General features: G+C 52.3%; 18 protein-coding genes and 5 tRNA genes. 1 reads left to right on the forward strand and 22 read right to left on the reverse strand.

From position 1 onward, the window contains the following. Positions 1 to 115 precede the first annotated feature (115 nt). The 21 genes from rpoC to MO867_RS08175 form a co-directional block, all read right to left on the reverse strand. Positions 116 to 4,345 carry a DNA-directed RNA polymerase subunit beta' gene (gene rpoC / locus MO867_RS08075; protein ID WP_252465828.1) on the reverse strand — a complete coding sequence of 1,410 codons (4,230 nt, stop codon included), beginning with the start codon at positions 4,343 to 4,345 and terminating at the stop codon, positions 116 to 118. Between the two features lie 132 nt (positions 4,346 to 4,477). After that, complete coding sequence (gene rpoB / locus MO867_RS08080; RefSeq protein WP_252465829.1) at positions 4,478 to 8,551, reverse strand: DNA-directed RNA polymerase subunit beta; 4,074 nt, start codon at positions 8,549 to 8,551, stop codon at positions 4,478 to 4,480. A 295-nt stretch (positions 8,552 to 8,846) separates the two neighbouring features. Beyond that, positions 8,847 to 9,212: a 50S ribosomal protein L7/L12 gene (gene rplL / locus MO867_RS08085; RefSeq protein ID WP_252465830.1), complete on the reverse strand. Its 366-nt coding sequence runs from the start codon at positions 9,210 to 9,212 to the stop codon at positions 8,847 to 8,849. Positions 9,213 to 9,289: 77 nt separating this feature from the next. Beyond that, complete coding sequence (rplJ, locus tag MO867_RS08090; protein ID WP_252465831.1) at positions 9,290 to 9,784, reverse strand: 50S ribosomal protein L10; 495 nt, start codon at positions 9,782 to 9,784, stop codon at positions 9,290 to 9,292. Between the two features lie 279 nt (positions 9,785 to 10,063). Next, positions 10,064 to 10,759: a 50S ribosomal protein L1 gene (gene rplA, locus MO867_RS08095; RefSeq protein ID WP_252465832.1), complete on the reverse strand. Its 696-nt coding sequence runs from the start codon at positions 10,757 to 10,759 to the stop codon at positions 10,064 to 10,066. Beyond that, positions 10,760 to 11,191 (reverse strand): 50S ribosomal protein L11, encoded by a 432-nt coding sequence (gene rplK / locus MO867_RS08100; RefSeq protein ID WP_252465833.1) that lies wholly within the window; start codon positions 11,189 to 11,191, stop codon positions 10,760 to 10,762. 155 nt (positions 11,192 to 11,346) lie between these two features. Continuing rightward, positions 11,347 to 11,880 (reverse strand): transcription termination/antitermination protein NusG, encoded by a 534-nt coding sequence (nusG, locus tag MO867_RS08105; RefSeq protein ID WP_252465834.1) that lies wholly within the window; start codon positions 11,878 to 11,880, stop codon positions 11,347 to 11,349. A 10-nt stretch (positions 11,881 to 11,890) separates the two neighbouring features. Continuing rightward, positions 11,891 to 12,262 carry a preprotein translocase subunit SecE gene (gene secE / locus MO867_RS08110; protein ID WP_252465835.1) on the reverse strand — a complete coding sequence of 124 codons (372 nt, stop codon included), beginning with the start codon at positions 12,260 to 12,262 and terminating at the stop codon, positions 11,891 to 11,893. Between the two features lie 104 nt (positions 12,263 to 12,366). Further along, positions 12,367 to 12,442: transfer RNA gene (locus MO867_RS08115), tRNA-Trp, on the reverse strand. 96 nt (positions 12,443 to 12,538) lie between these two features. Beyond that, a complete protein-coding gene (tuf, locus tag MO867_RS08120; protein ID WP_252465824.1) occupies positions 12,539 to 13,732 on the reverse strand; it encodes an elongation factor Tu in 1,194 nt (397 codons plus the stop codon). 130 nt (positions 13,733 to 13,862) lie between these two features. After that, a tRNA-Thr gene (locus MO867_RS08125) sits at positions 13,863 to 13,937 on the reverse strand. 69 nt (positions 13,938 to 14,006) lie between these two features. Further along, positions 14,007 to 14,080: transfer RNA gene (locus MO867_RS08130), tRNA-Gly, on the reverse strand. Positions 14,081 to 14,140: 60 nt separating this feature from the next. Continuing rightward, positions 14,141 to 14,224 (reverse strand) — tRNA-Tyr (locus MO867_RS08135). A 109-nt stretch (positions 14,225 to 14,333) separates the two neighbouring features. Next, positions 14,334 to 14,409, reverse strand: a tRNA-Thr gene (locus MO867_RS08140). A 190-nt stretch (positions 14,410 to 14,599) separates the two neighbouring features. Continuing rightward, a complete protein-coding gene (locus MO867_RS08145) occupies positions 14,600 to 15,289 on the reverse strand; it encodes an SPOR domain-containing protein (RefSeq protein WP_252465836.1) in 690 nt (229 codons plus the stop codon). 14 nt (positions 15,290 to 15,303) lie between these two features. Continuing rightward, complete coding sequence (locus tag MO867_RS08150) at positions 15,304 to 16,041, reverse strand: type III pantothenate kinase (protein WP_252465837.1); 738 nt, start codon at positions 16,039 to 16,041, stop codon at positions 15,304 to 15,306. After that, entirely contained in the window at positions 16,038 to 17,039 is a 1,002-nt protein-coding gene (birA, locus tag MO867_RS08155; protein ID WP_309143300.1) for a bifunctional biotin--[acetyl-CoA-carboxylase] ligase/biotin operon repressor BirA, read from the reverse strand. Before birA ends, MO867_RS08150 begins: the two co-directional genes overlap by 4 nt. 5 nt (positions 17,040 to 17,044) lie before the next feature. Then, positions 17,045 to 18,157 carry an alanine racemase gene (alr, locus tag MO867_RS08160; RefSeq protein ID WP_252465839.1) on the reverse strand — a complete coding sequence of 371 codons (1,113 nt, stop codon included), beginning with the start codon at positions 18,155 to 18,157 and terminating at the stop codon, positions 17,045 to 17,047. Between the two features lie 25 nt (positions 18,158 to 18,182). Further along, complete coding sequence (locus MO867_RS08165) at positions 18,183 to 19,373, reverse strand: ABC transporter permease (RefSeq protein WP_252465841.1); 1,191 nt, start codon at positions 19,371 to 19,373, stop codon at positions 18,183 to 18,185. After that, positions 19,370 to 20,113 carry an ABC transporter ATP-binding protein gene (locus MO867_RS08170; RefSeq protein ID WP_252465842.1) on the reverse strand — a complete coding sequence of 248 codons (744 nt, stop codon included), beginning with the start codon at positions 20,111 to 20,113 and terminating at the stop codon, positions 19,370 to 19,372. Before MO867_RS08170 ends, MO867_RS08165 begins: the two co-directional genes overlap by 4 nt. After that, the gene (locus MO867_RS08175) at positions 20,110 to 21,558 is read right to left on the reverse strand and encodes an alpha/beta hydrolase (RefSeq protein WP_252465843.1); all 1,449 of its coding nucleotides are present in this window, start codon (positions 21,556 to 21,558) and stop codon (positions 20,110 to 20,112) included. Before MO867_RS08175 ends, MO867_RS08170 begins: the two co-directional genes overlap by 4 nt. Positions 21,559 to 21,712: 154 nt before the next feature. On the opposite strand from MO867_RS08175, the gene MO867_RS08180 reads away from it, so the two are divergent. Then, the gene (locus MO867_RS08180) at positions 21,713 to 22,669 is read left to right on the forward strand and encodes a hypothetical protein (RefSeq protein ID WP_252465844.1); all 957 of its coding nucleotides are present in this window, start codon (positions 21,713 to 21,715) and stop codon (positions 22,667 to 22,669) included. Between the two features lie 609 nt (positions 22,670 to 23,278). Here the strand turns inward: MO867_RS08180 and MO867_RS08185 are convergent. Beyond that, positions 23,279 to 23,466, reverse strand: a 188-nt coding sequence (locus MO867_RS08185) for a hypothetical protein (protein ID WP_252465845.1), incomplete at its 5' end; no start/stop codon positions are given.

Here is a 23,466-nt window from a genome sequence, read left to right on the forward strand (position 1 = left end):
TAGTCAATCGGCAACGGAAGTAAGTACTTACACCAAAGGTGTTTGCCAATTTCAAATCGGGCACCGAGGTGCCCTTACCTACTTCGCCCCACCAAATGGAGAGGCGAAATAAGCTTTATTCACCGGAAGACTTAAGTGCCTCGGTCAACGCAGCTTCCACTTCTGCTGCAGAAGGACCTTCACCAAAGCTCTCTTCCAACTGGAGACTGCGCTTGCGCTTGCGTTCCGCGTGGTAGGCCAGACCGGTACCAGCCGGGATCAAACGGCCCACAACGACGTTTTCCTTCAAGCCGCGCAGCTTATCCTCTTTGCCGGTTACCGCCGCTTCAGTCAGGACGCGAGTAGTCTCCTGGAACGAAGCCGCAGACAGGAAGGACTCAGTGGCCAGGGAGGCTTTGGTAATACCCAGCAGCAGGCGTTCGAATTGAGCGGGCTGCTTGTTCTCAGCTCGCAATTGCTCGTTTTCCTCGATCACACGCTGGTATTCGACCTGGTCACCTTTAATGAAGCCGGAATCACCCATCTCGGTAATTTCCACCTTGCGCAACATCTGACGCACAATCGTTTCGATGTGCTTGTCGTTAATGCCAACACCCTGGAGACGATAAACTTCCTGGATTTCATTGGTGATATAACGAGCCAGCTCTTCCACGCCTTTTAGGCGCAGAATATCGTGCGGATTGGATGGGCCGTCGGAGATCACCTCCCCCTTCTCTACCGTTTCACCTTCGAACACGGTCAGCTGGCGGTGTTTCGGAATCAGAACCTCGTAGTGATCCTTACCATTAGCCAGCGGCTTGCCGTCACGCGGGGTAATCTGCAGGCGAACCTTGCCTTTAGTCTCTTTACCAAAGGAAACGGTACCGGATATTTCCGCCAGGATGGACGGCTCCTTCGGCTTACGCGCTTCAAACAAGTCTGCAACGCGTGGCAGACCACCGGTAATGTCCTTGGTACCACCGGATTCCTGCGGAATACGCGCGATAACATCGCCCACGTTCACCTTGTTGCCATCAGCCAGGCTGAGGATTGCCCGCGGTGGTAACGCATAGTGCGCAGGTGCATTACTGCTCGCCAGGGTCAGCTCTTCGCCGTTCTCATCAACCAGAGTTACCGCTGGGCGCAGGTCTTTACCCGCAGCCGGGCGCTCAGCCGGGTCGATAACTTCAATAGAAGACAGGCCGGTGATATCGTCAGTCTGCTTGCGAATAGAAAGTCCGTCTTCCATACCAGACAGCTTCACCCAACCAGCAACCTCAGTGATGATCGGATGGGTGTGCGGATCCCACTTGGCTACGATCCTGCCACCATCAACTTCAGCGCCTTCGTATACGCTAATTACTGCACCATAAGGCAGCTTATAACGCTCACGCTCGCGACCGGCATTATCGGCAATCGCCAACTCACCTGAGCGAGAGACCGCTACCAGGGTACCGACTTCGGTTTTCACAGTTTTTACATTATGCAGACGCACAGTACCGGATTGCTTGATCTGGATACTGTCGGCTGCAGAGGCGCGACTTGCCGCACCACCAATGTGGAAGGTCCGCATGGTCAACTGGGTGCCCGGCTCACCGATGGACTGAGCAGCAACAACGCCCACAGCCTCACCTGAGTTAGCACGGTGACCGCGCGCCAGATCACGACCATAACACTGAGCACAGATACCGTGCGCAGCGGTACAGCTGATCGGCGAACGCACCAGAACCTCATCGATGCCCATGGCTTCGATACGCTCAACCCATTTCTCGTCAATCATCGCGCCAGCGGAAACAGCGATTTCATCACTGCCCGGTTTCAGTACGTCACGGGCTACAACACGACCGAGGATACGGTCACCGAGAGACTCAATTACGTCACCACCCTCAATGACCGGTGCCATGGTCAGGCCATCGTCAGTGCCACAGTCTACTTCGGTAATGACCACGTCCTGGGCAACATCTACCAGACGGCGGGTCAGGTAACCGGAGTTAGCGGTTTTCAGTGCAGTATCCGCCAGACCTTTACGAGCACCGTGGGTCGAGATGAAGTACTGCTGTACCGTCAGACCTTCACGGAAGTTCGCGGTAATGGCGTTTTCAATAATGGAGCCATCTGGACGAGCCATCAGGCCACGCATACCGGCGAGCTGACGAATCTGAGCCTCTGAACCCCGCGCGCCTGAGTCAGCATACATGTATACAGAGTTGAAGGAATCCTGCTTGGTCTCCTTACCTTCGCGGTCGATCACCTTCTCTTTCTTGATACCGGCCATCATCGCCTGGGTCACCTTGTCATTGGTGCGCGACCAAACGTCGATGACCTTATTGTACTTCTCGCCCTGGGTTACCAGGCCGGAGGCGAACTGACTTTCGATCTCTTTAACTTCCACTTCGGCGGCTTCGATCAGCTCGGCCTTCTCAGACGGGATTTCGAAGTCGTTCACACCAATGGAGGAACCGGACTTGGTGGAGAAATCGAAACCGGTATACATCAACTGGTCAGCAAAGATAACGGTCGCCTTCAGGCCCACCTTACGATAACACTCGTTCAGTGCGCGAGAGATCGCCTTCTTTTTCATCGGCTGGTTGACGTGCGCAAACGGCAGGCCCTCCGGCACAATGTTCCACAGCAGAGCACGGCCAACAGTGGTGTCCTTGATGGAGGTCGTTTCGTGCTTTTCACCATCTTCACCCACGATCACGTCGCGAATACGGACCTTGATCTTCGCCTGCAGACCCACCTGCTTGGCGTAGAAAGCACGGCTCACTTCTTTGATGTCGGAGAAGGACATGCCCTCACCTTTATCGTTAACGCGCTCACGGGTCATCCAATACAGGCCCAGCACCACGTCCTGAGACGGAACGATGATCGGCTCGCCGTTGGCGGGCGACAAGATGTTGTTGGTAGACATCATCAGCGCCCGAGATTCCATCTGCGCTTCGATGGTCAAGGGTACGTGTACCGCCATCTGATCGCCGTCGAAGTCGGCGTTATAAGCCGCACAGACCAACGGGTGCAGCTGAATCGCCTTACCTTCAATCAAAACCGGTTCGAACGCCTGAATACCCAGACGGTGAAGAGTCGGTGCACGGTTAAGCAGTACCGGGTGCTCGCGGATCACTTCGTCGAGGATATCCCATACGACGGCTTCTTCGCGCTCCACCATTTTCTTGGCAGCTTTAATCGTGGTAGCCAGGCCACGGGACTCAAGCTTGCCGAAAATAAACGGCTTGAACAGCTCCAGGGCCATCTTCTTGGGCAAACCGCACTGGTGCAAACGCAGGGTCGGGCCTACCACGATCACGGAACGACCGGAGTAGTCCACGCGCTTACCCAGCAAGTTCTGACGGAAACGGCCCTGCTTGCCTTTAATCATGTCAGCCAAGGACTTCAGCGGCCGCTTGTTAGAGCCGGTGATGGCTCGTCCGCGACGGCCGTTATCCAGCAGTGCGTCCACAGATTCCTGCAACATACGCTTTTCGTTGCGCACGATAATGTCTGGTGCATTCAACTCAAGCAGGCGCTTCAGACGGTTGTTACGGTTGATAACACGACGGTAAAGGTCATTCAGATCGGAAGTCGCAAAGCGGCCACCATCCAGCGGTACCAGCGGACGCAGGTCGGGCGGCAGAACCGGCAAAGCTTGTAGGATCATCCACTCCGGGTTGTTGCCGGACTTGTAGAAAGCTTCCAGCAGCTTCAGGCGCTTGGACAGTTTCTTGATCTTGGTTTCGGAGTTGGTCGCCGGAATCTCTTCGCGCAGACGCTGGATTTCCGTAGGTAGCTCGATGTCACTCATCAGCCCCTGGATCGCTTCCGCACCCATCTTCGCCTCAAACTCATCGGCGAACTCTTCCATCGCTTCAAAGTACTGCTCATCATTAAGCAGCTGGCCGCGCTCCAAGGTCGTCATACCCGGCTCGGTAACCACGTAGGATTCGAAGTACAAAACGCGCTCAATATCACGCAGCGTCATGTCCAGCAGCAGGCCGATACGAGACGGTAGGGATTTCAGGAACCAGATATGCGCAACCGGGCTGGCCAGTTCAATATGACCCATGCGCTCGCGGCGAACCTTGGCCTTGGTCACTTCAACGCCACATTTCTCACAGATAATGCCGCGGTGTTTCATGCGCTTGTACTTACCGCACAGGCACTCGTAGTCCTTCACCGGGCCAAAGATCTTGGCACAGAACAGGCCTTCTCGTTCAGGCTTGAATGTACGGTAATTAATGGTCTCCGGCTTTTTCACTTCACCGTAGGACCAGGAGCGAATCATGTCCGGCGATGCCAGACCGATACGAATCGCATCAAATTCTTCGAGCTGTTCCTGGGACTTCACCAGATTTAATAAATCTTTCAAGGCCTTTCCTCCACTAGGGGGTAGTCAACCCGGCGCTCACACTGGCCGCCGGGCGGGCCAGCTGCCCCTTTAAAAGGGGCGCTGGCACTTATCTCATTTCACCTGCCAACAGGCTTCTGTACAGGGTCGGAATTACTCGTGCTCTAGCTCGAAGTTCATGCCGAGAGAGCGAATTTCCTTGACCAGTACGTTGAAGGATTCAGGCATGCCCGGCTCCATACGGTGATCGGAGTCCACGATGTTTTTGTACATCTTGGTACGCCCCTCTACGTCATCGGATTTCACCGTGAGCATTTCCTGCAAAGTGTAAGCAGCGCCGTAAGCTTCCAGCGCCCACACTTCCATCTCACCGAAACGCTGACCACCGAACTGTGCCTTACCACCCAGCGGCTGCTGGGTAACCAGGCTATAGGAACCGGTAGAACGCGCGTGCATCTTGTCGTCTACCAAGTGGTTCAGTTTCAGCATGTACATGTAGCCAACGGTAACCGGGCGCTCGAAAGTATCACCGGTACGGCCGTCACGCAGAGTAATCTGGCCGGAATCTGGGATGTCCGCCAAACGCAGCAGCTGCTTGATCTCACCTTCATCGGCACCGTCAAATACCGGCGTTGCCATAGGCACACCGCGACGCAGGTTTTGTGCCATCGCCATCACTTCCTTATCGGAGAAAGTATCCAGCTCTTCTTTGCGACCACCGGTGGAGTTGTACACCTCTTCCAGGAATCCGCGCACCTTGGCGACTTCCTGTTGCTCCTTGATCATCTTGTCGACTTTTACGCCGAGACCTTTGGCAGCCATACCCAAGTGCATTTCCAGAACCTGACCGACGTTCATCCGCGAGGGAACACCCAACGGGTTCAGAACGATATCAACCGGCTCACCATTTTTGTCGTAAGGCATATCCTCAACGGGCTTGATCACGGAGATAACCCCCTTGTTACCGTGGCGACCGGCCATTTTGTCACCCGGTTGGATACGGCGCTTGATCGCCAGGTAAACCTTGACGATTTTCAGCACGCCCGGAGCTAGGTCATCGCCAGACTCCAGTTTTTTCTTCTTGTCTTCGAAGGCTTCGTCGAGCAGCTTGCGGCGCTCTTTCAGCTGCGCTTCGGCTTTTTCGAGCTGCTCATTCAGGCTCTCGTCTTCCATACGAAGCTTGAACCAGTCTTCACGCGGCAAAGCAGAAAGAACTTCAGCAGTGAGTTCCTGTCCCTTGCTGATACCTTTACCACCCGCAGCTTTCTGGTTTTGCAATGCAGACTGCAGGCGCTCGAAAGTAGCGCCTTCGACGATACGGTATTCTTCATTCAGGTCCTTGCGGACCTCATCCAGCTGCGCCTTTTCGATATCGATAGAGCGCTGATCTTTCTGCAGGCCGTCGCGGGTAAATACCTGCACATCGATTACTGTACCGCGAGTACCGCTGGGCGCACGCAGAGAGGTGTCCTTAACATCGGACGCCTTCTCACCAAAGATCGCACGCAGCAGCTTCTCTTCCGGGGTCAGCTGAGCCTCACCCTTTGGAGTTACCTTGCCGACCAAGATATCTCCGGCACCCACTTCCGCACCGATATATACGATGCCGGACTCGTCCAGCTTATTCAGTGCGGACTCGCCAACATTGGGAATATCTGCGGTAATTTCCTCACTACCCAGCTTGGTGTCACGGGCAATACAGGTCAGTTCCTGAATGTGGATAGTGGTAAAGCGATCTTCTTGTACAACCCGCTCACTAATAAGGATGGAATCCTCAAAGTTGTAACCATTCCAAGGCATAAATGCGATACGCATATTCTGCCCCAGAGCCAACTCCCCCAGGTCTACAGAGGGACCATCGGCGAGAATGTCTCCGCGGGCTACACGATCACCAGTCGTTACGATCGGACGCTGGTTGATACAGGTGTTTTGGTTGGAGCGGATATATTTGGTCAGGTTGTAGATATCTACACCAGCGTCGCCAGCTTCCACTTCAGCATCAGCTACACGTACCACGACACGGCTGGAATCAACACGCTCGATAATACCGCCACGCTTGGCAACTACACAGACGCCGGAGTCGCGCGCCACAGTGCGCTCCATACCAGTGCCCACCAGCGGCTTTTCAGCGCGCAGAGTCGGTACCGCCTGACGCTGCATGTTGGATCCCATCAATGCGCGGTTGGCGTCATCGTGCTCGAGGAACGGGATCATCGCTGCAGCCACAGAAACCACCTGCTTGGCAGAGACATCCATGTACTGGATTTCGCCTGGCCCTTTCAAGGTAAATTCGTTGTGGTGACGCACACTGATCAGATCATCGCTGAAGTTGCCATTTTCATTCACAGCAGCAGATGCCTGAGCGATTACGTAGTTAGCTTCGTTAATCGCGGACAGGTATTCGATTTCATCGGTCACTTTGCCGTCAACTACTTTGCGGTAGGCGCTCTCGAGGAAGCCGTAGTGGTTGGCACGGGCGTAAGTCGCCAGAGAGTTGATCAGACCAATGTTCGGCCCTTCCGGAGTCTCAATCGGACATACGCGGCCGTAGTGAGTCGGGTGTACGTCCCGCACCTCAAAACCGGCACGCTCACGTGTCAAACCGCCTGGGCCCAGAGCTGAAACACGGCGTTTGTGGGTCACTTCCGACAACGGGTTGTTCTGGTCCATAAACTGGGACAGCTGCGAGGAACCGAAAAATTCCTTCACTGCGGCGGCCACCGGCTTGGCATTAATCAGATCCTGCGGCATCAGGCCTTCGGATTCTGCCATGGACAGACGTTCTTTTACTGCGCGCTCTACACGCACCAGACCAACGCGGAACTGATTTTCAGCCATTTCACCCACGGAGCGGACGCGACGGTTACCCAGATGGTCGATATCATCCACCATGCCCTGGCCGTTGCGGATATGGATCAAAGTCTTCAGGACTTCGACGATATCTTCTTTGCTCAGGGTACCGGAACCTGTCTCACCGTCACGCCCCAGGCGGCGGTTGAACTTCATACGACCGACGGCAGACAAATCGTAGCGCTCGTCGGTGAAGAACAAGTTTTCAAACAGAGACTCTGCAGACTCCTTGGTAGGCGGTTCGCCCGGGCGCATCATGCGGTAGATTTCAACCAGCGCCTCAAGCACGGTGCGAGAGGGGTCTGCACGCAGGGTGTCGGAAATAAACGGACCACGATCCAGGTCGTTGGTGTACAGAGTCTCAAAATTCTTGACGTTCAATTCACGCAGCTTGGCGATCACCTCATCGGTGATCTCGGTGTTACAGTCGATCGCGATTTCGCCGGTAGACTCATCGATAATATCGTTCGCCAGAACACGGCCAAACAAGTACTCCAGCGGCGCTTCCAGCTTCTCTACGCCCGCTTTTTCCAGCTGACGGATGTGGCGCGGGGTAATACGACGCCCTTCTTCGACAATAACTTTGCCCTGGCCATCTTTAATATCAAAGGAGGCTACATCACCACGCAGGCGAGAGGGGATCAGCTCCAAGCTGACATGATCTTCCTGTATCTCGAATTTACTGCGTTCGAAGAACATCTCCAGCATTTCCTGGGAGGAATAGCCCAGGGCGCGCAATAAGATAGTTGCAGGCAGTTTGCGGCGACGGTCAATACGGACAAACACCAGATCTTTAGGGTCGAACTCGAAGTCCAGCCAGGAACCACGGTAGGGGATAACCCGAGCGGCGTATAACAACTTACCGGAGGAGTGGGTCTTACCTTTGTCGTGATCAAAGAATACACCTGGGGAACGGTGCAGCTGGGATACGATGACACGCTCGGTACCGTTGATAACAAAAGTACCGTTGTCAGTCATGAGCGGTATTTCGCCCATGTACACTTCCTGCTCTTTAATGTCCTTGATGGACTTATTCGCAGATTCTTTATCGTAAATAATCAGACGCACACGTACACGTAGCGGGCATGCGTAAGTCACGCCACGAAGGGTACATTCCTTAACATCAAAAGCAGGCTTACCCAGCGTATAGCTCACATACTCCAGGGCGGCATTGCCGGAATAGCTGACAATCGGAAATACAGATTTAAACGCCGCCTGCAGGCCAACGTCCACACGATCGTCGGGGCGTTTGTCGGCCTGTGTGAAATTGCGATAAGAATCCAGCTGTATCGCAAGCAGGAAGGGCACATCCATGACCTTAGGCAGTTTGCCAAAATCCTTGCGGATACGTTTTTTCTCAGTATATGAGTAAGCCATTCAAATTCCCCAGCTTGATCAGTGACAAGACTTCGTGGGACTCCGGTCGAGAGTCCCTCCGGGCGAGAAGCCTCTGAGCAACACAGTTGGCCTGTGCTGTTCAGAAACCTCTCCGCTTGCTTTCGGGTAGCGCAACTGCGCTATGGTTAATGAGGTTGCCACGGATTTCTTACTTCCGCCGGCACCGGTGAAACCTCAGTACCGCAAACGGCAAAAAGGCCGGCGGACAAAAGTCCACCAGCCTTACCGCTACCTGTCGCTTTACGCGACTGCTAGCGGGAATCGCAACACTGAATTACTTCAGTTCTACTGTTGCGCCAGCTTCTTCCAGCTCTTTCTTAGCGGCTTCAGCTTCGTCTTTGCTTACGCCTTCTTTCAGCGGGCTCGGAGTGCCGTCAACCAGACCCTTGGCTTCTTTCAAGCCCAGGCCAGTAATGCCGCGAACAGCTTTGATCACGTTTACTTTCTTGTCGCCTATGGAAGTCAGGACTACGTCGAAAGAGTCTTTCTCTTCTGCTGCTTCAGCGGCAGCCGGGCCAGCCATAACTGCTGCTGCTGCAGTTACACCGAACTTCTCTTCCATTGCTTCGATCAGCTCAACAACATCCTTAACGGACATTTCGGCAACAGCATTGATGATATCTTCTTTAGTCAGAGACATGAGTCATTACCTGAATTGGTTTGAGCAGTAGCTGCTCATATTTCGTTTTGAAACCGCAATTCGCCTCAGCGAATCAATTACGCAGCTTCCTGCTCTTTTTGGTCGCGAACGGCCGCAATAGTGCGGACCAGCTTGCCAGCAGATGCTTCTTTCAACACGCTCATCAGCTTGGCGATCGCCTCGTCGTATGTCGGCAGGCTTGCCAACAATGCAACGTCGGTGATCGCGCCTTCGAAGGCAGCACCTTTCAGTTCCAGCTTGTCATTACCCTTAGCGAACTGGCTCAGGATGCGCGCACCGGCACCCGGATGTTCGTTGGAAAATGCAACAATGCTGGGACCTACGAATTTGTCGGTCAGACATTCGTAATCGGTTCCTGCCAGAGCGCGACGCGCCAGAGTATTGCGGACGACTTTTAACCAAACGCCGTTCTCGCGAGCCTCTTTACGCAGGGCCGTCATGTCATTCACGGTAACGCCGCGGGAATCCGCAACTACCGCAGACAGGGCGCCCTTAGCAGCTTGCTGGACATCTGCGACAATCGCTTTCTTGTCTTCGAGTCCAATAGCCATAGTGTCACTCCTGGATTTGAAAAAAACCGGACTTAATCGTCCGATCCGTTCCGGTGTTTAAAGCTCAAATCCAGTAAAAATACTGGTTTGGGCACACCGTCTGCGTAGGCTCGAACCCCGTTTAGGCCAACCTGGCCGAAGTTCGGATTAAGCCAAATACGTTAAACCTCAACGTACCGGGCACCTACGGTCTTTGACGGCCCACCCGTCTGTGGAAGCACAGGGTGGACCCCAAAGTTCATTTCGGCACACAGCCCCCGCGGGGCTGTATAGCCCTAATTAGATATCCAGAGAAGATTGGTCGATAACCAGACCTGGACCCATAGTGGTGCTCAGGGTGATCTTCTTCAGGAATACGCCCTTGGCTGAAGCCGGCTTAGCTTTCTTCAGGTCTGCTACCAGCGCTTCCAGGTTTTCTTTCAGCGAGCTCAGGTCGAAACCTACCTTGCCAATACCACCGTGGATGATGCCGCCTTTGTCAGCGCGGAAGCGCACCTGACCCGCTTTGGCATTTTTAACTGCGGTCGCAACGTCTGGAGTGACAGTACCGGTCTTCGGGTTTGGCATCAGGCCACGCGGGCCGAGGATCTGACCCAGCTGACCCACAACGCGCATCGCATCCGGGGAGGCGATTACTACGTCGAAGTCCATCTTGCCGGCTTTTACGTCAGCGGCAAGCTCGTCCATACCAATCAGATCAGCGCCCGCTTCTTTAGCAGCCTCAGCGTTTGCACCCTGGGTGAAAACAGCTACGCGAACGTCTTTACCAGTACCGTGCGGCAAAGTAGTTGCACCGCGGACAGCTTGGTCGGATTTACGGGGATCGATACCCAGGTTTACAGAGGCGTCTACCGTCTCTGCAAATTTAACTTTGGAAAGCTCTTTCAGCAGGGCAACAGCATCATCAATACTGTAGGCCTTACCCACTTCAACTTTCTCAGCGATAGCGCGCTGACGCTTACTTAATTTAGCCACTTAGAGACCCTCCACTTCAATACCGGCACTGCGAGCGGAACCGGCGATAGTGCGCACGGCCGCGTCCATGTCGGATGCAGTCAGGTCTGCTTTCTTCATTTCTACAATTTCTTCCAGCTGAGCGCGGGTCACTTTACCCACCTTCTCAGTGTTCGGACGGCCGGAACCGCTCTTGATCTTCGCAGCTTTGCGCAGCAGCACTGCTGCAGGCGGAGACTTCATGATGAAAGTGAAGGAGCGATCACCATAGACAGAGATCACAACCGGCACTGGCAGGCCCGGCTCGAGGCTCTGGGTCTGGGCGTTGAACGCCTTACAGAATTCCATGATGTTTACGCCGTGCTGACCCAGTGCAGGACCAACGGGCGGACTTGGATTGGCCTGACCGGCCTTAACTTGCAGCTTAATATAAGCTTCGACTTTCTTAGCCATTACAGCTCTCCTCTAGATGGGTATTAACGCCTGGCCGCAATAACACTAAAGTTAAGGGCAAGCTCCCCGAACCCCGGCATGAAGTCTCATTTTCCGGGGACGCGAAAACCCCCTTCCGCCTCACGGCGAAAGGGGGCAAAAAATTTGCACTGGCCTTAGGTCTTTTCTACCTGACTAAATTCCAGCTCGACCGGAGTGGAGCGTCCGAAGATCAACACGGCCACACGCAGGCGACTTTTCTCATAGTTGACTTCTTCAACCACACCGTTGAAATCATTAAACGGACCGTCAATGACTCGAACCATTTCACCAGGTTCAAACAGGGTCTTGGGTTTAGGCTTATCTGCAGAATCGTCAATACGATTGAGGATAGCTTGTGCCTCGCGATCCGTAATTGGTGCCGGTCTATCTGCCTTGCCACCAATAAAACCAAGCACCCGGGGAGTTTCCTTCACCAAGTGCCAAGTATCGTCATTCAGCTCCATTTCCACCAGAACATAGCCTGGGAAAAACTTGCGCTCACTCTTACGCTTTTGCCCTGCACGCATCTCCACCACTTCTTCAGTGGGGACCAGGACTTCGCCAAACAGGTGATCCATTTCGTTCAGTTCAATACGCTCTCTCAGAGAGCTGGCGACACGCTTCTCATAGCCCGAGTAAGCCTGGACCACATACCAATTCTTTGACATGTATCAACCTTTAGCCGATAAATTTGGAAGCTGCCCAACCCAATGCTGAATCAAGCGCCCACAGGATAAGCGCCATAATCAACACAAACACCACCACAATCACTGTGGTCTGGGTTGCTTCTTGGCGAGTCGGCCAAACCACGCGCCGGACTTCAATTTGCGCTTCACGCAACAATTGCCATAGCGCATTGCCTTTTGCAGTATTTACTGCCACAACCAGAGCTACCAGACAGATGGCAGTTACTGCCAACACTCGGTAAAACAAAGGGTATGATTCGGCGTAATAAGAGTTTCCTGCAACAGCACCGCCTACCAGCAGAACTATTAACAACCACTTCAGACCGTCAAGACGAAAGGTTTTCGCTTCTGTTTTAGCATTCATATAAGAAGCCCTTAGCGCACTATAGATAATCTTTTAGCGCTCATAAACACAAAAGCCCCACTGACAAGTAGGGTTCTGCTTCACCCCAAATGGAGTGATTAAAATGGCAGGCCAGGAGGGACTCGAACCCCCAACACCCGGTTTTGGAGACCGGTGCTCTACCAATTGAACTACTGGCCTGTACAGAGTGAACACCTAGATGCTCAAAATGAGAGGACTACAGGAACCCTCCAATTTAACGCGCCGCAATAAAAGCAGCGACGCGAAGACAAAATTTTACTCGATGATCTTGGCAACAACGCCCGCACCAACGGTACGACCGCCTTCGCGGATCGCGAAGCGCAGGCCATCTTCCATGGCGATTGGAGCAATCAGGGTAACAACCATTTGAATGTTGTCGCCCGGCATTACCATTTCGGTACCTTCTGGCAGTTCACACGCACCCGTTACATCAGTGGTACGGAAGTAGAACTGAGGACGGTAGCCTTTAAAGAACGGGGTGTGACGACCACCTTCGTCTTTGGACAGTACATACACTTCCGCTTCAAACTTGGTGTGCGGAGTGATGGAACCGGGCTTAGCCAGTACCTGACCACGCTCTACTTCGTCACGCTTGGTGCCACGCAGCAGTGCGCCGATGTTCTCACCCGCACGACCTTCGTCGAGCAGCTTGCGGAACATTTCTACACCAGTACAAGTAGTGGTAGTGGTTTCTTTGATACCGATGATTTCGATCTCGTCGCCGGTATTGATGATACCGCGCTCTACACGACCGGTTACTACAGTACCACGGCCAGAGATAGAGAATACGTCTTCGATCGGCATCAGGAACGGCAGATCTACCGCGCGCTCTGGCTCAGGGATGTACTCGTCCAGGGTCTCAACCAGCTTCTTAACAGCGGTAGTGCCCATTTCGTTGTCGTCTTCGCCGTTCAAGGCCATCAGAGCGGAACCAACGATGATCGGAGTGTCGTCACCCGGGAACTCGTATTGATCCAGAAGTTCGCGAACTTCCATCTCTACCAGCTCGAGCAGCTCTTCGTCGTCTACCATGTCCGCTTTGTTCAGGAATACAACGATGTAAGGTACACCAACCTGACGGGACAGCAGGATGTGCTCACGAGTCTGCGGCATGGGGCCGTCAGCTGCGGAACATACCAGAATAGCGCCGTCCATCTGAGCAGCACCGGTGATCATGTTCTTAACGTAGTCGGCGTGACCCGGGCAATCCACGTGCGCGTAGTGGCGAGTCGGGGACTCGTACTCAACGTGAGAAGTGGCGATGGTGATACCGCGCTCACGCTCTTCAGGTGCATTATCAATACCATCGAAAGCAACAGCGTCACCGCCCCAAACTTCCGCACATACGCGGGTCAGAGCAGCTGTCAGGGTGGTTTTACCGTGGTCAACGTGACCGATGGTGCCCACGTTCACGTGGGGCTTGGAACGTTCAAATTTTTCTTTTGCCATTGCAGCCTCCTATTATAGGTGAGCCTTCAACGGCACCACCCACATCCAGAACATGTGCATCCGACCCGAAAAACCCCGATCCCGGACACAAACAACCGCAAGAGCTTTCACTCTCGCGGCTATTAAATAATGGAGCTCATGGGCGGATTTGAACCGCCGACCTCACCCTTACCAAGGGTGTGCTCTACCCCTGAGCTACATGAGCAAATCTTTACCAATCAAGACAACCAAAAGACATACCGATATGGAGAGCCCTCAAGCCGAACCCGTAAATTGGAGCGGGCAGCGGGGATCGAACCCGCATCATCAGCTTGGAAGGCTGAGGTTCTACCATTGAACTATGCCCGCCTACGGGAGCCTCCAGACAAAACTACCTGTTTCGCCGGCAACACCTTATGGTGCAAAAAATGGTGCAGGGGGGTGGATTCGAACCACCGAAGCTTTCGCGTCAGATTTACAGTCTGATCCCTTTGGCCACTCGGGAACCCCTGCTCAATGCGGGGTGCATTTTCTACACCTTCCGCTGCGCTGTCAACATTTTTTCCTTTAATTTCACAGACTTACCTGCAAAACCCAAGGTAAAACAGCGCCGGGATAAAAATGGAGCTGGCGAGAGGAATCGAACCCCCGACCGGCTGATTACAAGTCAGCTGCTCTACCAACTGAGCTACGCCAGCCCTATCCCATTCATTGACGAGGCCAAGCAGTCAGTCTCGTCAATGGAGGCGGGATTCTAGGGGAAGTTATCCCGACAAGCAATACTCTTTTTGCAGATAAATCGAATTTTTTTGTCGCCGATTTTAACCTACTGAAAAAAAGCCATAACCTCTCGCACAAAGAGGATTTGCCCCTAAAGTGGCCGACTGATTAGCCAGCGACCTCTGAACAGAGATTGTGCCGCCTAACCAATTCCGCATGCTCCAATTGCAACTGCTGCCAAAACTCTGTGGCGAGACGCTCTGCGCTACCGGGCGGCATCAATATCCAACGCTCGCTACGCATTTGCGGCTCCTCCTTAAACCGGGCGCCAACACCCTTCTCTTTCAAACTCTCGGTATGGGATTCAGCTCTCGCTCGCTCACTGAAAATCCCGAACGAAATTCCATTCTCCAGGGCGCCTTTCGGAATCACATAACTATCAATTCCCCGAGACTGTAGCTCACGCAATCGGTTATAGGCCTCTCTTCTTGAACTCAACGGGGAGAGGTAAACCCAGTAGCGCATCTGGCCCTGCATCTCTATCTCGCGAAGCTCCGCCCTCACTTGGAGCGACTGCATCCGCTGCAAAATGTTTTCACCTTGGTATTCCTCTGCAAAGGGCCCAACCAGGGTACATAGCTGCCCAGCGCCAAAAGACGCCCCACCTGACTCACTTGTTTTTTTTGCAGCCGGCAACTCTTCGGGGGAGATCTCACTCAAGAGGACAATCTTGTGGCCATCAAAACCCAGGGAAAGTGAGCCAGAAGCCATATCCGCTTGATAACCTGGGGCAATCAACAGAAACCATGCAAAAATGCCAATATTCAGAGTAACTAAAGAAAGAGCGATCCAGCGCATAACAAAGCAAAACTTTATGGATTACTGAGAGCCAGCCCATCCATCACCAAATCAGGGGCCAGGTGATGCTGCTGCTGATAAACCGAAGAGAGCAAGCGTGCATCTCCACCCGTTAGCCATAGAAGAGGCCGCGAACCTGAAAAAGCCTGCAATTCTTGCATGGCGCGATCAACCGCCCCCATTACCATTAATAGGAGTCCCCGATTTATCGCTTCATTGGTGTTACGACCTGCCCCCAAGACCTTGGTCAGTGTAAGGTCTTCGCAACTTTTGGCTGCATGGGTATCAGCACTTAACGCGCGGTTCATCAGCCCAAACCCGGGGACTATATAACCCCCAATATGGCATCCACCATTGTCCAGCAAATCCAACGTCACCGCACTGCCACAATCCACAATTAATGCTGCCTGTGCAGATTTTTGATAAGCCGCTAACATCGCTAGCCAGCGATCAGCTCCCAGAGACCTGGGATCATCGTAACCACAAACAACTCCGGCACATTCAGGCAGGACCGACGAGAACTCGACCTGCAGAGCAAACCTCACCTTCACCGCCTCAACCAAAATCTCAGCAATCTGGGGCCCAGCCACATTAACCACTCGAACTCGATGAGGGCTGAGCTCAGCCCACTCATCCGGCAACACGCCCTCTCGCAATTGAGGAGTCCCTATATCCCCCCGCAGCAGAACTTCAGCGCCACGAAGAAAACGCCACTTACCGCGGGTATTGCCTATATCTAGCTCTAAAATCAAACTGCCCCCCGCAAGGAAATTTCCCCCCCATGGAAAGACTTTTGCCCGTCTTCCATATTCAGGACTAAAGCCCCACTTTCATCCACTCCGGCAGCGGTGCCAGTCCAACTCAAACTGCCTGACTGCAGTCTAACCGGCTGCCCGGAAAATTGATCCAGCGCTAACCAGGCGTCACGATAAAATTCGAATCCCCGCTGTGAATAGCTAGCCAGCAGCGCTAAAAGTTCACTGAGTATTGCTGCAGCCAGCTCGTTGCGGGTAACGCCCGGACTAACCTCCTGGAGATCTGCCCATGGCTGATCTATCTCACCGGCGGTCTTCGCACAGAGACCGCTATTTAGTCCGATGCCGATTACCACAGAACAGCGATCGGTGAGATCGCCCTTCAATTCAAGCAACACTCCGGCTAGCTTACGCCCCTGACACCAGATGTCATTGGGCCACTTGAGCCGAACACCCGGAACAGAAAAGCGCTGAAGCGCCCCAGCTACAGCAACTCCCACTGCAAGACTTAGCCCCTCAAGACCCTGTACTCCACCACTAAATTCCCAGCCGACAGAGAGGCTAATACTACTGCCATAGGGGCTGATCCAGTTGCGACCACGCCGGCCCCGGCCTGCACTTTGGCGTTCGGCCAGTACGGCCACGGCATGCCCTCTTCCCTCCTCCATTTGCTCCAGTAGCAACGAGTTGGTAGAACCGACTTCATCGAAGACAAGAAGTTCTTTTAACAGGCCCTGCGCGCTGTCATCCAATTGTGAGCGAATGGCCTCAGCTGACAGAAGGTCCAGTCCACCCAACAGGCGATAACCGCGTCCTTTCATCGACTCTAGCGTTAAACCATATTGCTCCAACTTTTGGAGTTGCTTCCAAACGGCTGCCCGGCTCACCCCAAGTGCCACCCCAAGAGACTCTCCAGAGTGGATTTCCCCGTCAGCCAGCAGTTCCAGCACAGGGCGGAGCTGTTCCAGGGCTGTCTTTACAATAACGTCTTGCAACTTGGTCAACCTTTTACATAGCGACGATGATAGCGGTGCCCGAGACTCGTCAGTACCTCATAGCCTATAGTCCCCGCATAACCCGCAACTTCATCCACGGTGAGATCATCATTAAGGATTTCAATCGACTGAAGCGACTCGCGCTCCTCTTTGCCAAGACCAGAAATATCAAAGGTTGTCGAGTCCATTGATACTCGCCCCACCATTGGCAAGGGCCGACCGTGCGCCCAACCCCGCCCGCGCCCGCCTTGGGCACGCATTATGCCGTCGGCATACCCGCCGCGGGCTACCGCCAGCCAGCTGCCACCGGGGATTTCCTGGGTAGCGCCGTAACCCACCGACTGGGGCTGACTCACAAGGCGCTTCTGTACGATTGGTAACTGCAGCGTCACTGTCGGCCGCATTGGGTTTTTCACTCCAAAAACCGGGTTAACTCCGTAGAGTGCAGAACCGGGCCTGGCAATATCAAAGTGATACTCCTCACCCAAGAAAATACCCGATGAGTTCGCAAGGCTTAACAGGATGCCGGGGCATAGCCCACGTAGCTTCTCGCCCGCCGCTTTAAAGTTACTTAGTTGTATCTGATTTTGAGGGTGTTGAGGTTCATCCGCACAGGCGAGGTGACTGAGTAGCATCCTTATATTAGCGGCCTCCAAAAGAGGGCGGTCCTTCAATATCAGCTCAAACTCTTCCGGGCCCAACCCCAAACGAGTCATACCGGAGTCCACTTTCAGCGCACAGGGGGCTTCTAGTTGAGTCCGCTCACAAACTTTTACCCAGTTGCGAAATTGCTCAATCGTAAACAGCGTCGGGATCAGGCCCGCACGAGCACACTCAAGTTCCGCCCCAGGACGTACCCCGGTAAGAATGACAATATTTACTTCATCACCGAAATCGCTGCGCAGGCGTTCGCCTTCTGACTGGGTCGCAACAAAGAAATCACGGCACCCTTGAGCGTAGAGTGCTGGCACCACTTGAACCATCCCCAGACCATAGGCATCCGCTTTGACCACTGCGCCACAACGGGCACCAACAGCCAATCGATCGGCCAGGTCGAGGTAATTATCTGCAATGGACTTCAAATTAATACTCAACAGCCCTTCGCGATAGTCATTCATGCCAGTACAACTCTCTGTTCAATAGCTAAGTGGCTCCAAGCAGGCTCTCTCGCTGCAACGCCCGAGCACCGCCTAATATACACCCAACAACCAACAAAAGGCTGACCAGAGAGCCAGCTATCACCCATGCTACAGATATTGAATCCCCAACTAACAGGACTTTGAACCACTGCTGCTGGGCGACCAAGGGGACTAACTGCCAAAGCGGCCCCTTTAACTCAATCGCCGACATATCCAGAATGAACAATAAAGTGACCGGTAAAAACTGCAAAATACTCAGCTGAGTTTGCGCATCCTTAAATGACTGTGACCGCAGTGCCAGTAATATTTGTAGCACTGCAATCAATAGCGCCAAAGGCAGCAGGGCAAGCGCTATGGTTACAGCTCCCCAGACCGTTGTTGCATGCTTTATTCCCATCTCTGCCAAGGGTAAAAAGGGAAATACAACCATCAAGGAAGTAAGTGCAAGAATCGAAGCAAACCAACTGATACTGGACACAGCAATAACCTTACCCAGAACGATCTGCCAAGCCTCAACCGGCTGCTGTAACAGCACCTCAAGACTCATTCTCTCCCGCTCTCCTGCAGAGGTATCGATCGATGAGGACAAGCAGCCAACAAACAGCGTCATAATTAGCAGCATAGGTATGCTGCTAAAAATCCAAGTGCTGCGTGAAGAGGGGGTACTCACGTCCCTGACTTGCACTTGCCAGGGCGCCATTAATTGCACTGCAACCCCCCTAGCCACCAAGCGCTGCTGAACTATTAACTGCTGTAATTCTCCAAGATTTTTCTGCACATGAGTCGCACCCCTTCCGCTAAAACGATTGGAACCATCCACATAAAGATACACTTTAGGACTGCGGAAATTGCGATAGTCATCGGCAAAGCCATCAGCAATCTTCACTACCGCATCATAATTATTATTTAGGAGTGAGGCGGGATCACTCTCGGACAGACTGTCCAGCTGAAAACTCCCTTTACTCAACTGCTGCTCCAGCACCGGCACATTTTCACCTCCAATTAGAGCGACCCGGAACGTTTTTTCGCCCTGAGATTTCAGTGCAAACATAATCATTGCAGCAATCAACCCAGGAAATAATATTGCAAAAGCAAGAGCCAAACCTAGAGCCCGCCTATCACGCCAAACTTCCAGCAGTTCTTTGCGTATTAGCGCTCTCATTGGAGCCGTGAACATCCGTCTTGTGAAATTCATACAACTGCCTCCCGTTCCGCCTTTCTCCCATAGGCCAAAGCCACAAAACTGTCTTCCAGGTTTTTACATTCGGTACGCTGTAAAAGCTCTTCAGGTGTTCCATTAGCCACAACAACTCCATTAGCCATGACTAAAACTTTATCTGAAAGCTCGGAAACCTCGGCCATAATGTGACTCGAAAATAAAATTGCCACACCCTCCGAGCGCAATCGCAAAAGGGTTTTGCGTAATAATCTAGCGGCAAGAACATCCAGCCCACGAGTAGGCTCGTCAAGTATCAAATGTTTTGGGCGGTGAACCAAAGCTCGGGCGAGGGAGACCTTCATTCGCTCCCCTTGTGAAAAGCCCTTTGTTCGCCGGTGCCATAAACTCTCCAATTCCAATTCATCACGAACCGAATTTAGCGCCCAGGTTAATTCACTACCGGAAAGCCCCTGCGCACTGGCAAAAAAAGATAAATACTCAGCCACGGTAAGGCGCTCATACAGCCCCTCTCGGTCTCCCACAACCCCCAACTGACGACGTGCTTCCAAGGGGTGTGTACTTACATGCAAATTATTAACATAGACACTACCGGCATCCGCTTTTACCAGTCCCGTGATAATCCGTAGACAAGTCGTCTTGCCCGCTCCATTCGCCCCAAGTAAAGCGGTAATCTGCCCATCTGGTATCGAAAAACTAAGACGTCTCAATACGGGCTCTCCCGAAAATTGCTTGCTGACAGCTTCAACACTTATCACAACGAACCCTCCTGTACGCGTACCTTTTCTTTTGTCTTTGGTATATCAATTTCGGGGCCAAAAAATCCAACCATAAACGGCGGTCTTTGAATATCGTCAAGGCAAGCCGTATCCAAAGCTTCAGATGGGGAATTAAGAAAAATCTTTATCAATTCGGGCACACACCCACGCATTGTATTGATATGACCCCCACCGGGTACCAACAGGTGCTTCGCCCCTGAGAGGTAATTAAGGTTCTGATCGGCATAATAATATGGCGTGATAGGGTCAGCCTCTCCCGAAATTAATAGCACCGGATGATTTCTGGGCTCGGGTTTTTTGTAAGAGAAAGGGGCAACCGGCCAAACTCTACACCCTTCCTCAAAAAATTCGAAAAACGCAGTTCCTAAAAAACTACCTCGACTATCTGCCGCCAGCTCTTCACTAGAGGTTCGGTTCAATTCCTCGGCGCAGGCCACTGATAGTGTAAGTCCCACAGACATACCGGAATCAGAAAGCAAGCCAGCAAGTCCCGACAAAGGCAAATAATTGCCCGACCCCGCCTGACTAACTGCAAATGGTATCTGAGCCGCAGTCTCTGGAGCATAAAGTGCAGTTCTAATAAGGTTTTGCAGGAAGCTTCGAGGAATATCAACTTTCAGGCGATCTCCCGAGCGGGGGTCAGGAAAATTGGCGCCCCCACTTTTATCCCAACTCACAAGGAGCTGATCTAGCTCAACCCGCCAGTTCCCAAGTTCCGCACAAATAGGATCTTCGCTACAATCCAGCTCAAGCTTCCTAAGCGCATTTTCCGCAGCCCGCGCAGTCAAGAAAACTTTAGTATCAATTGGCGCGACAGCATCCAATATCAGTACACTTAAGCTATCTGGATACCATTGTTGGTATAGCAAGGCGGTACGGGTTCCCCAAGATCCTCCCCACAAAGCAATTTTTCCATGCCCCAGGTGGATACGGACTTTTTCAAGATCTTCCACAGCCTGGCGACTGTTCAGCGCGTTTGCGAAAGTGGTTTTCTCTAAATAACACTCCGATAGGCGTTCGCTCACTACGCCCAGGTCCATAGTTATTTCCCTATTTATGCCACAGTCAAATGCACCGGAATAACCGGAGCCTCGCCGATCTACCAGTACAATTGCCCTATCCTGATTGACCTTGTGCAGCGCATTTAAAATCGGGGTTAAGTGACTGGCTGCCTGCCCCGGCCCGCCAGCTAGAAGGTAAATAGGCTCGCGACCAATGTCATTCACTGCAGGGGCAATCATCACAGCCAGATCCACCGCAGTATCCCCCTCACCAACGGGCAAGTCTGTGCATAACAGGGAGCTACCCCAACCATCCAGATGACAAGACTCAAAATTATCAGACTCAGCTGAGCTGGCCACTGCCAGCGAAACCCAAACGCAAAAGCCCAAAGTAATGATCAGTAGCCCTCGAATCCAAAGCACCACTAACCTCCTATTGCATCAATATTGAATCCAGCAGTGTATCGAACCACCTTACAAGTGTCGTCCCTAACCAAATCACAGATAATTGCATTTGCATTAGCGCCTTCCCCTGCACAGTGGTATGGTTTCCTATTTACTGCCCATGATTGCATCCATGAGCTTTTCAGACCGCGAAAAACACCTAATTCGAGCCGCCTTTGCCTGGGGCCAAATCACCCAACAGGAAGGTTATACACTTTCCGATCTTGAAATTGAAAAATCGGTACTCTTTCGCCGATTACTCGGGGGGCGACCACCACTGGCATTTCCGCCGCCATTACGCCACGGCTTCCCCTGGTATGATGTGATTGAAGGGCGCAGCGAACATTTGGTCAGCGCTTCGCAAGCGTCCCCGGAATGCAGCATTATTGCCCCCGGATGTAAACTCGGCGATACCTGTATCCTCATCGATGGCGCCTTTTGGCGTGTTGTTGAAACTATCCGCGAGCATGAAGAATATATCGTGGAATGGGGTCAATATCCGATGCAATGGCGATTGCGAAAACACTGGGAAGTGAATTACGAAATGACGCAACAACTGCATAGTTTCCGTAAGGATAATCCCAATACAGAAATGAGCTTTGACAACTATCTGAGCCAGAAGGAGTACCGTGAGTTTCGAATAGACGACGACCAAACGGTATGGCTGTGTGAATGGCAATTAAATCGCATCAGCCTCTCCGGCTGGGTTTGGGTCGGCGCAGAACTACCCACACCAGATTATCGACTTGCCTCTGTATTCGATGATGATCAAGGCCCTGTTATTCTCGGCGAAGAAAGTAAGCCCAATGGCGAAGCATGGCTACGTATAGAGGATGCTACAAGTGAATATCGCTTCGTGAAATTACAGGGAATGTTTGAGTACCAAACTCTGATCGCCTCTAGCGCCAGTGATCTTCGGGCGCTCCTCCAATACCTGCAAGAGGAGTCAGCAGATATTGAAGTATTAGATTGGTCAGAAAACACAACCTCACGCCGCTTTGCCCTCCCCGCCCAGCTAATCCCTTTAGAGGACCTCAGCCTGAATGAGATGAGCTTTGATCTGGTTCCCGATAACGCCTTCAGCATTTAGCCCGCCCCAAGCCCCACAATCGTGGGGCTTTTTATTGCCTCTATTATTCCCACTTATTTTCAAGCACTCGCCCGCTCTTCTCTCTGGCAGATACCGGCGTACCAATCACCTCTAGTAATCCACAGGTCTCAATCTCACAACCCTGTTAATAACTGATTTCCATTTTATTACAGCCCGGTTACCAACAGAAACACGGGATATAGCTGTGCATAACTCTGGGATATCCCCCTTTAGCCCTGATCCTCCATGGCTCTGCTATGGGCGGGTAAAAAAGCAGCGCTTTTTGCAGCGATTTCCACAAGGACGCTTTATTAACAGAAAGCCTGGATAGAGCTGTGCATAACTCTATTAAATCCGCTAGAGCCCCCGTGATTACAGCCTATTAGCATAACGATTAAAATTTCACCGGCATTTGTATCGGGTAATTTTAATTTTTGGCGGGAGTGGTATCGCTACTTTTACGGTCTCTTTTTTTAGATTATTTGAGATTAACTTGCCCAGGAATGTTTAAAAAAATGAGAAGAGAGGTGCTTTGAGTACTGTTTTTATAGGGATAATTAATCACTACTCAAGTAAAAACACCCTAGATGGCCTGTGCAGGTTTTTAATTTAATCTTTTGCAACGTTTGACTTCAGGCCATTAAAAATAAACTCCAAATTAGAGTTTATTTTTCCTGTTTTATATTTTTCCCACTTTATTATTTTTATTTCGCACACAACAATTACGTGTTTATTATTTGTGTTTCTTTTCGCATCGACATTTATTTCAGGCATAAAAAAAGGGCCACCCGATTGGG

Origin of the sequence: Microbulbifer okhotskensis, from assembly GCF_023895975.1 — a bacterium.
Lineage (GTDB): Bacteria > Pseudomonadota > Gammaproteobacteria > Pseudomonadales > Cellvibrionaceae > Microbulbifer > Microbulbifer okhotskensis.